This is a genomic window from Streptomyces sp. NPDC052042 (assembly GCF_044548345.1).
GTDB lineage: Bacteria > Actinomycetota > Actinomycetes > Streptomycetales > Streptomycetaceae > Streptomyces.
This window is the reverse complement of sequence record NZ_JBIUBU010000004.1, coordinates 140,791-152,256: the sequence shown is the minus strand read 5'-3', so window position 1 is coordinate 152,256 and position 11,466 is coordinate 140,791. Positions and strand designations below refer to the sequence as shown.

The following is an 11,466-nucleotide window of genomic DNA, read 5'->3' as shown; positions in this document are numbered from 1 at the left end:
CGCGCCCGATGCCCGGGAGCCGGCCGTCATCCCTCCGGCGGCACGGGGACGCGGCCCTCCGGCTCCGGTTCCGCGGCCGGGATGAAGCGACCGACGAGGTACTTGTAGAGGAAGGCGCCGAGCGGACCGCCCACGAGCGGCCCCACGATCGGCACCCAGAAGTAGAAATTCCCGTACTGGTCCCGCCATGCGTTCCCATAACCCGTCAGAAAACTCGCAAGTCTGGGCCCGAGGTCGCGAGCGGGATTGATCGCGTATCCGGCATTGGTTCCGTACGCCATGCCGATGGCCACCACGATCAGCCCCACCACGAATGGCCCCATATTGGCGCCCGGCGCCGTATTGAGTACATCCGTGACCGCGAGGATCAGCAGTATCAGAATGGCGGTGCCGATGATCTGGTCCCGTAGTGCTCCCCATTCGGTGACAGGAAGCGCGGTATTGCCGTTGGCGGGCAGAGTGGAGAAGACCGCTTGCGTCTTGATGGTGTGTCCGGGATCCACCCTCGCCAGTGCTTCGGTGTAATTCCAGCGCACCACCAGTGCGGCGACGAAGGCTCCGGCGAGTTGCGCGAGGGAATAGGGCGCGACCTTCTTCCAGGGGAAATCCTTGAACACCGCGAGCGAGAGCGTCACGGCAGGGTTGAGATGAGCACCGCTCAGCCGCCCCGCCACATAGACGCCCAGCGTGACACCGAGCCCCCAGGCCCAGGCGATGCTGTCGTGGTTACCGAGTCCGCCCGGCGGTTCGGTCAGCGCACCGCCGGCCGCGACCTGGGCCACCACGCCGCAGCCGAAGAGGACGAGAACCATCGTTCCGACGAATTCCGCCGCGAGTTCCCCGCCCAGGCCCGACAACACGCGCCGCTGCATGGGGTTCTCGCTTCCTGTCAGGGCACGGGCCGTCGGCGGCATTGATCCAGAAATGAGCGTAGATGCATGGTTCCGCTTCCGCCTGCGATGGCGAGGCGTTGGTGTGAGGGCGAGGCATTGGTGTGAAGGCGGGACCCGACGTGCCCGACGGTGCGGACGACGCCCGGGGCGGGTGTCGTGCGACCCGAGGCGCGGGTGCTCGACATGACGCCGGGCCGGTCTCGGAAGGGTGGGGGGCTGGTGTCGTGCGGCGCGAGGAGAGGCATCCGCCATTGGCGCGCATACGGCCGCGACTGCGCACGAGAGCCTCGACGCCGTGGTGGGCGGCCGTCGGCAGGGAGCACTCACCAGCCGCGTCTTTGCGCTCGGACCCGGAGGCGTGCCCGCCGGACGGCGGCGGGACGCTGTTGTCCGGCGGGCGGCGTCGGGGCCATACGGCTGCCGCCCTCGACGGCGCCCCGCTCCGCGCGCCCTGGCCGACCTCCGGGCCTCGCCCGCCCGTCTGCGCGAGGTGCGCCGGCGGCGTGAGGGAGGGAGTGAGGCCCGTTGGGTGCCGCCGTGCCCCGTACCCTCGCCGGCCCCCGGACCTGCGCGTTTTCACCGGCCGAGGCGGCCGTGAGTCACGGACGGGGGGCGTGCCGGGCCGTCCCGAGAGCTCTGCTCGCTATCTCCGGACGAGTGAAATGTCCAATTTGGGAGCGTATGAAGCGAATTGCAAATTTGGTAACTAAAAAATGACTTAGGTGCATGTTGGGGAGTTTGGCCTCCAGGCGGAATGCCCCTTTTGTCACTTCGTGGCGTGAGTCACTCACAAGCCTTCCGGAAAGCCGGGCCGTGCCCTGGCTCCCCTTGTCGCACAAGGGGGAGTGGGTTCGCGCTGTGAGCTGGGTTACTAAGAATTACGTGAATTGATCAAGTGAATCAATTGTGATCAAAAAATGAGGGCTTGTTCCGTTCCGCTTTTCTCGCCTACGGTCACCGTCAATCCGGACGGAACGCCGAATCCTGCCGCCGTCCGAGAAACCGACCACTCATGACGGCAGGAGCGGGGGAACCAGGTAGGCCGCCGGTCCGGTATACGGAACGGCTCGGGGTGAAGTCGCATTCCCGTGCGACCAGACATCTCCAGTCTGAACCCGACAGCTCACCTCGCAGGCGACGGAGAGGAATTCACCATGACCGCAAAGGGCACGCGCCGTCGCCGTTCGTCCACTTCGCTGACCCGTGGCATCGTCGCCGCGGCCGGTGTCGCCCTGGTGCTTCCGCTGATCGGAGCGGGTTTCGCCGAGGCCGCTCCGACTCAGGCCACCACCGGAAAGGCTGCGGTGTCGACCGCCGTGAGCACCAGCGTTTCCCCGCAGAAGGCCGCGACCGTCACGCATTCCGTGATCTCCGGAGAGACCCTCTCCAAGATCGCGCAGAGCTACTCCCTCAAGGGCGGCTGGCAGAAGCTGTACGAGGCCAACCGGGAGACCATCGGGAGCGACCCCTCCCTGATCCACCCCGGAATGGAGCTGGCCGTAGGCGCCCAGTCCGGCTCGAAGGCCGCCGCCGGCGCCTCCGGTGCCTCGTCCGCGACCGTCACCGCCGCACCGGTCTCGTACTCGAACAACCTGGACGGCTGGATCAGGGAATCGCTCGCCATCATGGCCAAGCATGGAATTCCCGGCAGCTACGACGGCATCCACCGCAACGTCATCCGCGAGTCCTCCGGCAACCCCCGGGCCATCAACAACTGGGACTCGAACGCCGTCGCCGGAACGCCGTCCAAGGGTCTGCTCCAGGTCATCGACCCGACGTTCCGTGCCTACCATGTGCCCGGCACCGTGTTCGACAGCTACGACCCGGTCGCCAACATCACCGCCGCGTGCAACTACGCCGCGGACAAGTACGGCTCCATCGACAACGTCTTCGGCGCCTACTGACGCACACCGGCACCGGCCCGGTCGCCGGCCGGGAACACGACGGGATGCGCCCCTCGGGAAGCCGCACGGCTCCCCGTGGGGGCGCATCCCGTCTCGTACCGGGCCCCCGTCGCACCGCCCGCCGGGCGGGGCCTGCCTCGCCCGTGGTCACTCCAGGGTGCTGCCCGTCGGCCGTTCCGGCCGCCGCAGCGGCGGTCTGGGGACCGTCGCCGCCGAGCCCTCCCGGACGGAGTGCACCGCCGCGTCGTGGAGGCGCCGGCTGTCCTCCTCCGAACGACAGGGCACGGGGCTGCCCGACATGGTGAACCAGTCGATCGCACCCGTGTACTGCACGGTCACCTGAGCCGTGTCGTCGGCCCAGGTCGTGTGCACGGTCAGGTCCCCGGTCAGGACGCCGACCTCGTCCGTGAGCACGCCGCCGTGCCCCGAGAACACACCACGAGTCGTCCATGACGCCCAAGCCATGTGTCCAGGCTGGCACCGGGTCCGCGGATGCGCGACTCGTGGGAACCTGTGTGCCCGACCGTGCATGCCACGTCGCCAGGGGTTACGGCCCGCGCGCGGACGGCTCCGGGGCGCTCCGGGGCGCTGCCCCCGGTCCGCCATGCGAAACGCGCGGAACTTTCCTTCCGGGCCGGCTGCGGTTCCCGCACCCTCCGAACTCCCGCAGTTTGACGCACTTTTAACATCGAACCGTTGAATCGTTGCTCCAAAACAACGAATTCCGAAGGTAAATAGCTCTTGACCTACGGAACTCGTCAGGATTGCATGTCGCGCTGGGAGCGATGAAACCACTCACCACGTCCTCGTCTGGAGGCGATACCGCTCCCGTGCTCACACCTCGCATCTGTTGATCGGAAATGCACGATGACCGAAACGCTCAGCGCTCCCCAGGCGCTCGCGCCGGCGACCGGCCCCACCCCGCAGAAGCTCAAGCGTTCCATCGGCGTCGTGGGCGGAACACTGCTCACGCTGTCCTGCGTGACGCCCGCCTCGACCCTCTTCGTGGTCGTACCGGACCTGTTCTCCAGCCTCGGCACCTACACCGCCCTCACCATCGCCATCGGCTCCCTGCTCTGCATCGCGGTCGCCTTCTGCTACTCGGAACTGGGCACCCTGATCCCGAGCGCCGGGGGCGAGTACGCGATGGTGTCGACCATGGCGGGGCGGCTGGCCGGATGGCTCGTCTTCGTGCTGTCGCTGCTGGTCGTGATGATCGTGCCGCCCGTCATCGCCATGGGCACGGCCGACTACCTCGCCCCGGTGGTGCACATCCCGGCCTCCGTCGCGGGCGCCGGCGTCATGCTGCTGGCCACCCTCGCCGGTCTGCTGGACCTGCGGGCCAACGCCTGGATCACCGGGATCTTCCTCGTCCTCGAAGTGATCGCCGCGGCCGTCGTCGCCGTACTCGGCTTCGCGCACTCCGAGCGCGGGGCCTCGGCCCTGGTGCACGGCCAGGTCGCCTCGTCGAACGGTACGACCTCCACGGTCACCGCGATGATGGTGGTCTCGGGACTCGCGATCGCCCTCTTCATCACCCAGGGCTTCTCCACGGCCGTCTACCTCTCGGAGGAGCTGGAGAACCCGCGCCGCAACGTGGCCCGCACCGTGCTGGCCACCCTCGCCATCTCCTCGGCGGTCATCCTCGTCCCCGTCATCGCCATCACGCTCGGTGCCCCGGACCTCGCGGCGCTCACCTCCGGCGACCTCAACACGATGGTCGCCGCCTGGTCCAACTCGGCCGTCGGCACGTTCGTCAGCCTCTGTGTGGCCCTCGCCATCATCAACGCGGGCATCGTGATGGTCATCCAGAACTCGCGGGTCCTGTTCGCCTCGGCCCGGGACAAGGCCTGGCCCGAACCGGTCAACGGCGCGCTGTCCCGGCTCGGCCGGTTCGGCTCCCCGTGGGTCGCGACGCTGGTCGTCGGCATCCCCGGTGCGGCGCTCTGCTTCGTCAACCTGGACACCCTGTACGGCGTCACCGGAGTCTCCGTCACGGGCATGTACCTGCTGGTCGCGGTGGCCGCCCTGCTCTGCCGCCGCGGCGCGCACCGCGACGCCCCGGCCTGGCGGATGCCGCTGTGGCCGGCCGTCCCCGTGCTGCTCATCGCCGTGCTCGCGTACATCCTGACCCAGCAGGAGGCCCAGTACCTGCTGTGGACCGGCGGCATCACCGCGGTCGCCACCCTCTACTGGGCCCTGTACCTGCGGCCCCGCGCTCAGACCCGCTGGCTGGTCAGCATCCCGGAGGACGCCCACTCCTGACCGGATGGCCCGGCCCGGCCGCACGAGCCGACCGGCCCGGCCCCACCACGGCGTGACGACGGCCGTCGCCCCGGACAGACGTCCCGGGCGGTGGCCGTCGCCGCATCCGGGGGGGCGGTGGACGCGCCCCCGTACGGCGCACCATGATGGGCCGCCGGGCGCGGGACCCGGCTCTCCCCGGCGGCGGAGGGCCACCGCGGTCCGTGGGCGCGAGCATCCGACGACGGTCGGGCCACGCGCTCCAGACGGTTCACCGCCCGTGCCGTCCCGCACCCCGCCCCGCCGCCCCTGAGCCGCCCGCGAAAGGTGGTGCCGTGCCGGTCGTCCTCGTTTCGCTGCTCGCCGGTACCTGGCTGCTCTCCGGTGCCCTGGTCACCGGGACCGATCCGCTGATCGTCGCCGTGGGCCGCACCGCGGTGTGCTGTGTGGCGCTCACCGCCGTCGCCGCGTCCCGCCCGGACGGCAGGGACGCCCTGCGCCGGACCGCCGCGCGGCCGGGCACCGTATGGCTGCTGGGCCTGCTCGGATTCGCCGGGTACGCGGCCGGTACCCTGCTCGCCATCCCGCGCATCGGCACCTCGCTGACCAACCTCGTCGTCGCGCTGATGCCCGTCGTGTCGGTGGTGGTGGGCGCGATGTTCTTCGGCGAGCGGCCCGGGGCGCGCGGGGCGGCCGGGGCGGTCCTGGCGTGCGCGGCGGCGACCGGGTACGCGTTACTCGGAGCGGACGCGGGACACGTGGACGGGGCGGGCCTCCTGCTGGCGGGAGCCGCGACGGCGGGCTTCGCGGTCTACGGCTACCTGTACCGGCGGCGGCTCGCGGTCCTGCCGCCGCTCGCCGTGCTTCCCGTACTGCTCGCCGCCGCCACGTGCCTGCTCCTTCCCATGTCCCTGCCCGCGCTGCTCGGCCACCCTCCGACGATGGCCGCGACCGGTGGCATCGCGCTGCTCGGAGCGGCGGTCTACGCCCCCGCCTACGTCGTGCAGCACCGGCTCATCCTGCGGCGCGGGCCCGTCGTCACGGCGGCGGTCCAACTGGCCGTGCCGTTCACCGTGCGCCTCGGCGACTGGGCGCTGCGCACCGCGCCCGCGCCGTCGGCCATCGAACTGCTGCTCCTCGCCGTGTGCTGTGCGGGCATCGCCCTCGTCACCGTCCGGCCGGACGGCTCGACGCGGTCGAATGGCCGCCCGGCCCCGCTCCGCACCTCGCGCCCGGCTCCGCCCTCGCGGGATGTGTGAGGCCGGCCCCGGGGGTGCCCGGTCCGGTGCCATGTGCCGGCCCGCGCGGACCTGCCCCGTGCACCGTTCCGGCGCCCGGAGCGGCATCCGGCGCACCGGCCCGCGCGACGTGCGGCGCGAACCGGTGCGTGTGCGGACGCGGGCACGGCTCAGAAGGTCACGTCCGAGCAGGCGTAGAAGGCGTTGCCGGTGTCGGCGATCGTCCAGACGCCCAGGATCAGGTGCTTGCCCGACTTCTGCGGCAGGACTCCGGAGTGGCTCTCCGTGGCGCCCGGCAGACGGCCGCCGAAGGGCACGGTCAGGAACGGCTGGGGCTCCAGGTCGGCCCGGGTGAGGGGCCTGGCGGGGTCGTAGCCGTCCTTGGTGATGTAGTAGCGGAAGTCGGTCGTGGCGTGCCGCGCGCTGATCCGCCAGCGGAAGGTGTAGTCCTGCCCGCCGGTGATCTTGGTCGCGGGCCAGTTGCCGCCGCGCGGGTCGTCGAGCTCGGAGAAGCGGCCGATGCCGCCGGCACAGATCGTGCCGTCGACCGGACCGCGGGCGGGGAAGCCCTTCGGTCCCTCGACACTCGGCGGCTCCCACTGGATCTGTCCGCAGTTGCGCACGGTGCCGTTGCCGCACAGCTGCTGGCGGCTGATGGGAGCGTCGGTGTAGCCGTGGCTCTGGGCGGTGCCGGCGGTGGCGACGAGGGAAGCCCCGGCGATGCCGAGCCCGAGCAGTAACGAGGTGATCCTTCTGCGCATGCTTCGCTCCTGAGGGAGGTGGGGGCGCTGCGGGACCGGGAGAGGAGCGGACGCTCCGTCAACCGGGGCCGAGACCAGCGAACATGACCCGAAGAGGCATTAGGTCTAGACCAAGTTCGAGGCTAGCCCGAGGAATTGGTCATGTCCATACCAGGTGCCCGATCCCGGTGAGACGGTCGACCGCACCCGGACACGAAGGGTGATGCCGCGACTGAGGTCCCGGCAGATCCCCGCGGACCTGGCATCGTCCACACCCCGTGAAGCCGCACAGCGGCCGGGCAGCGGAGCCGTGGAACGCCTTCACCCGCGACCTCGGCCGTGGCCGGTCCGCTTCGTGCGTGTGTTCCGGCCGAGCCCTCCGGGTCCAGGACCCCGACGGTTCTGCGGTGCTTGCGGCGCTCGCGGTCAGGCCGTGTGCCACGCTGATGGAGTGTTTGTGACACTCGACGCCCTGGACTGGGCGAATCTGACCCACGCCTACGGTCGCGCCACCGACGTGCCCGAGCAGATCCGCGCACTGCGCTCCGCCGACCGCGCCGTCCGGGAGAGCGCCCTCGGTGAGCTGCACGCGAACATCTTCCACCAGGGCACCCGCTACCAGGCCAGCGCCGCCGCCGTGCCGTTCCTCCTGGAACTGGTCGCCGATCCCTCGGCACCGATGCGGCCGGCGCTCCTCGGACTGCTGACCGCTCTGGCGATCGGCTACGACGACGCGCACCTCCCCGCCGGATACGCGATCGCCGCCCACCGGGAGGCCGCCGAGGGCGGGCCGGAACTCCTGGCGGATGCCGAGGCGTGGATGTCCGCGGGACCGGATGTGCCGGACGCCCGTCCCGGCCCCGAAGAGGACGCCGACGAGGAAGAAGAGGGCGAGGAGGAAGAGGAGGACGACGACGAACTACCGCCGCTGTACGCGTACCTGGACGAGCTCACCGACGACGAGCAGACCCGGCTGCACGCCTTCTTCGAACTGGCCGCCTATGACGCCGTGCGCGCCGGGCTGCCGATCGTCCGTGCCCTGCTCGGCGCCGAGGACTCCGACCTGCGTACGGCGGCCGCCCACACCCTGGCCTGGTTCCCGGAGGAAGCAGCAGCCACCCTGCCCCCGCTGATACCCCTGGCCGACGACCCCGACCCGGTCGTCGCCGCCACCGCCCTGGTCGCCGTCGGCCTGCTCGCCGGACCCGGATCGGAGCGGGTCGTGCCCCTGCTGCACGCCGCCCTGGACGACACCAGGGAACTGGTGCGCTGGGGCGCCGCCACGGCACTGGTCCGGCTGAACGGACCCGAGGCGGGCCACCGGGCCGTTCAGGAGCTCCGGTCCCGCCTCGCGGGGCAGGCAGAACGGGGCGACGAAGTACCGTTCCTCGACGGCGACGTAAGGGGACACGCCGCGCTGTCGCTGTGCCTGCTCGGTGACGCGCACGCGGACGACACGTACACCGCTCTGCTGGCCTCGCTGCCGGACATCTCCGGTACCGAGGCGCTGACCGTCGTCCAGGCCGCTCTGGGACTGGCGTTCCCGGAGGGCGCCCCGCCCGGTGAGGTTCCGTTCGCCGCCCTCGACGACCGTGGTCGACGGCTGGTCCGGGTGCTCGCCCAGTCGCCCGGAACATGGCTGGTGGACGGGAGGCCCTTCGGCAACTTCGCCATGCTCGTGAGCGGTTACGGGCTGCCCGGCGACGCGCAGGCGATGGCCGCGTACACGGCGGGCGGACCGTCGACCCGTAGGGCACGGTGAAGCACACGGCACACGGTGTCTGGCACACGCCGCGCCCCGCGGCCGCCAGGGCAGCGCGGCGCACCACGCGGACCTCGTCCGCCCGGACCCCGAAACGCTGTCACCCGTCGCGCACGTGTGTGCGGCGGCCTGGCAGACTCCGCGTCGTGAGACCTGACCTGACCCGACTGCGGGACATGATCGACGCTGTGTCGGAGCCGGGCCGAGGACCCGCCGCCACCCCTGAGCCGGCGATCCGTGAGGCCGAGGCACGCGTGGGGCCGTTGCCGCCGTCGTACCGGTGGTGGCTGGCGGAGTACGGGCGCGGCCGGGCCGGACGTGCGGAGATCGCGAGCGTCATACCGGTCGATTCAGCCGACGACGTGTACGAGTCCATCACCGCCGGCTGGCGGCTGGACGGCACCCGGCTGTGCTTCGCCGTCGAACCCGACTGCGGTGACAGTTACTTCTTCGCCCTCGACCGGGACGGCGGGGCCGGGGACGGGGAACATCCGGTGGTGTGCCAGGACGGAACGGACGGTGGCGAGTACCCCGTCGCGGAGTCCTTCGCCGGTTTCCTGACCGTCCAGGAGGCGCTCTCGCGCGGGCTCCGAGAGGGCCCCAACCCCGCGATCGCCCGCCTGTGGCGGTCGACGCCGGGCGTCCTGCTCGACAACGGTGTCCTGGTGTACGGACCGGACCTCATCGGGGAACGCAACGAGACCTTCGAAGTCGCGCGGTACGCGCCCCACTGGGTGCTGATCGGCGACGACAGCGGGGGAGGCGGGCTGTTCATGCGCCGCCACGGCCGGGACCGGACGCGCGTCCACCGCCTGGATCTCGGAGCGGTCGACGAACACATCGAGGCGAACGGCGACCTGGTGACGGACGACCTCCTCGGCTGGCTGCGCGCGGGCGGCCCGCTGCGCTGACGAGGAGCCCTCGGCGGCTGACGACGCCGGCGGGGCCGGGGGCGTCGTCGGCCCCGCTCCAGTTGTCGGCGCCCGCGGGCTCCGGCATTCCGCCGCCCGGTGAGCGGGGGAGTCCGGGCGTGCGGTTCGGCGGCGTGAAGGTAGCCTCTCCCGATGCGCATTGGGATCGTCGGAACCGAGAACAGCCACGTCGACCACATCGTCGACCACCTCAACGTCCGGAGGGCGGGCGGTGACGCCCGCGTCGTGGCGCTCAGCGGCGGGCGCAGCCGACGCAACGAGACGCTCGCGTCCACCGGCGCGGGGATGGCGATCGTCGATGCGCCGTCGGACCTGCTCGGCATGGTGGACGCCGTCATCGTCGCGGACCGGCACGGTGCGCGCCACCGCGAGCAGGCGGTCCCCTTCCTCGCCGAGGGACTGCCGGTCTTCGTCGACAAGCCGCTGGCCTGCACCGTCGAGGACGCACGGGCCATGATCGACACGGCGCTCGCGCACGACGCACCACTCACCTCGTCCTCGGCCCTGCGCTGGATTCCCGACGCCGAGGCGCTGGCGGCCCGGACCGCGCGCGCCGGACGGCCGCATGCGGTCGTCATGTCGGGGCCCGCCGATCCCGACGGCGATCACGGAGGGATCTTCTTCTACGGAATCCACCCGGTGGACCTCGCGCTCCGACTCGCTCCCGGCGAGATCTCCGGCGTCCGCACGGAGACCACCGACACCACCGTCACCGCCACGTTCACGGCGGGTGGCACCCGTGTCGTCGTGAACTTCGTCAAGCCCACCGAAACCCGTCAGATCCCGTTCCACGGTATGACGTTCACCCGGGACGGCATGGTGGAGCAGACCCTCACCCTGGACGCGCACTACTGCGTGCCGGGTCTCGAAGTGTTCCTCGAGATGGCCCGCACGGGCAGAGCTCCGATCGACTATGCGGACCTGCTGCGCCCCATCGAGGTCCTGGAAGCCGTGGCCACCGCACTGCGCCCGCGACGGACCGCTGCGCGGTGAGGTGACGCGCACGTCGCCCCGCCCCCGCCGGAACCCCGCCCCACCCGCCGTCGCGCTTGCCCCGCCCGGCTCCGGTGCTTATGAGCCACCCCGGAATACCAGCGGCTCCGGCGCTCCGCCCGGCTCGCACCGGTGGCCGACGCGCTTGTGGGCGCGTGCCGACAGCGCCTGTCGCGGCGTCGGATCCAGGGGGGCGTCGTCCCCCGGAGGCGCGGGCGGGGGCCCGGCGGGCGCATCGCCGTTTCCGGTCCGGTACGTCATTTCCCGGGATCGTCCATGGCCGGCCGGCCATGAAAAGCAACACACGTCTCGTATGAGAAAATATGAATGCACGCCTGTAATCCATATGATTATCAACCCCCTTGGGGTGGGGTGAATTATTCCTATTCCGCCCGGCTGGTCCGCCTGCTTCATTGAAGAGTGAACGAGGCGTGGATTGCCCGGTGATGGCTCGCCCCGCTGATACGCGGCTGGAATCCGACGGTTGGCGGCGCCCGGAGGGGAAAGAAACAGGAGCGGGTCTGCTCGGCCTCCCTGCCCGGCGATGCGGGGGTGGCGAAGCAATCCGTACTGTTCTCGAAATCAAAGGCTCATACGTGAACTCCGGCGTCCGTGCGCCGGTCTCGTGTGCCCGCAGGAAGTCGTCAGTCCTCTTTCGCGGTCTGCGCATTTTCTGTGTGTCTTTCAAGAAGGTGCTGCGGATGGAGAATTGCGAGCCAATGCCCGGTGGCGGTCCGGAAACCGGCGCCGGTCCGGCAGC

At 70.8% G+C, this 11,466-nt stretch carries 9 protein-coding genes and 1 riboswitch; of the genes, 6 read left to right on the top strand and 3 right to left on the bottom strand.

Annotated elements, in window-relative coordinates; all coding sequences use genetic code 11:
• Positions 1 to 26: 26 nt before the first annotated feature.
• The gene (locus tag ACIHCL_RS10120) at positions 27 to 872 is read right to left on the bottom strand and encodes an MIP/aquaporin family protein (protein ID WP_399859270.1); all 846 of its coding nucleotides are present in this window, start codon (positions 870 to 872) and stop codon (positions 27 to 29) included.
• 986 nt (positions 873 to 1,858) lie between these two features.
• Positions 1,859 to 2,043, top strand: a riboswitch (cyclic di-AMP (ydaO/yuaA leader).
• A 4-nt stretch (positions 2,044 to 2,047) separates the two neighbouring features.
• Here ACIHCL_RS10120 and ACIHCL_RS10115 point away from each other — a divergent pair.
• On the top strand, positions 2,048 to 2,797 hold the full coding sequence (locus tag ACIHCL_RS10115; RefSeq protein WP_399859268.1) for a transglycosylase SLT domain-containing protein: 750 nt from the start codon (positions 2,048 to 2,050) through the stop codon (positions 2,795 to 2,797).
• Positions 2,798 to 2,944: 147 nt separating this feature from the next.
• Here ACIHCL_RS10115 and ACIHCL_RS10110 read toward each other — a convergent pair whose 3' ends face one another.
• On the bottom strand, positions 2,945 to 3,262 hold the full coding sequence (locus tag ACIHCL_RS10110; protein WP_399859265.1) for a hypothetical protein: 318 nt from the start codon (positions 3,260 to 3,262) through the stop codon (positions 2,945 to 2,947).
• A gap of 402 nt (positions 3,263 to 3,664) precedes the next feature.
• On the opposite strand from ACIHCL_RS10110, the gene ACIHCL_RS10105 reads away from it, so the two are divergent.
• Positions 3,665 to 5,062, top strand: coding sequence for an APC family permease (locus tag ACIHCL_RS10105; RefSeq protein ID WP_399859262.1), 1,398 nt, complete (start codon positions 3,665 to 3,667; stop codon positions 5,060 to 5,062).
• Positions 5,063 to 5,376: 314 nt separating this feature from the next.
• Positions 5,377 to 6,300 (top strand): DMT family transporter, encoded by a 924-nt coding sequence (locus tag ACIHCL_RS10100; RefSeq protein WP_399859259.1) that lies wholly within the window; start codon positions 5,377 to 5,379, stop codon positions 6,298 to 6,300.
• Positions 6,301 to 6,449: 149 nt separating this feature from the next.
• Here ACIHCL_RS10100 and ACIHCL_RS10095 read toward each other — a convergent pair whose 3' ends face one another.
• Positions 6,450 to 7,040 (bottom strand): lytic polysaccharide monooxygenase, encoded by a 591-nt coding sequence (locus ACIHCL_RS10095; protein ID WP_399859256.1) that lies wholly within the window; start codon positions 7,038 to 7,040, stop codon positions 6,450 to 6,452.
• 436 nt (positions 7,041 to 7,476) lie between these two features.
• Between ACIHCL_RS10095 and ACIHCL_RS10090 the strand changes: the two genes are divergently transcribed.
• From ACIHCL_RS10090 to ACIHCL_RS10080, 3 genes are all read left to right on the top strand, one after another.
• On the top strand, positions 7,477 to 8,781 hold the full coding sequence (locus ACIHCL_RS10090; protein ID WP_399859253.1) for a HEAT repeat domain-containing protein: 1,305 nt from the start codon (positions 7,477 to 7,479) through the stop codon (positions 8,779 to 8,781).
• 146 nt (positions 8,782 to 8,927) lie between these two features.
• Positions 8,928 to 9,692, top strand: coding sequence for an SMI1/KNR4 family protein (locus ACIHCL_RS10085; RefSeq protein WP_399859251.1), 765 nt, complete (start codon positions 8,928 to 8,930; stop codon positions 9,690 to 9,692).
• Positions 9,693 to 9,845: 153 nt separating this feature from the next.
• A complete protein-coding gene (locus ACIHCL_RS10080; protein WP_399859248.1) occupies positions 9,846 to 10,706 on the top strand; it encodes a Gfo/Idh/MocA family protein in 861 nt (286 codons plus the stop codon).
• Positions 10,707 to 11,466 lie beyond the last annotated feature (760 nt).

Bases quoted from the DNA above. Each gene is read 5' to 3' on its own strand.
- ACIHCL_RS10110 (WP_399859265.1), bottom strand. From the start codon at position 3,262: ATGGCTTGGGCGTCATGGACGACTCGTGGTGTGTTCTCGGGGCACGGC.
- ACIHCL_RS10115 (WP_399859268.1), top strand. From the start codon at position 2,048: ATGACCGCAAAGGGCACGCGCCGTCGCCGTTCGTCCACTTCGCTGACC.
- ACIHCL_RS10120 (WP_399859270.1), bottom strand. From the start codon at position 872: ATGCAGCGGCGCGTGTTGTCGGGCCTGGGCGGGGAACTCGCGGCGGAA.
- ACIHCL_RS10080 (WP_399859248.1), top strand. From the start codon at position 9,846: ATGCGCATTGGGATCGTCGGAACCGAGAACAGCCACGTCGACCACATC.
- ACIHCL_RS10095 (WP_399859256.1), bottom strand. From the start codon at position 7,040: ATGCGCAGAAGGATCACCTCGTTACTGCTCGGGCTCGGCATCGCCGGG.
- ACIHCL_RS10105 (WP_399859262.1), top strand. From the start codon at position 3,665: ATGACCGAAACGCTCAGCGCTCCCCAGGCGCTCGCGCCGGCGACCGGC.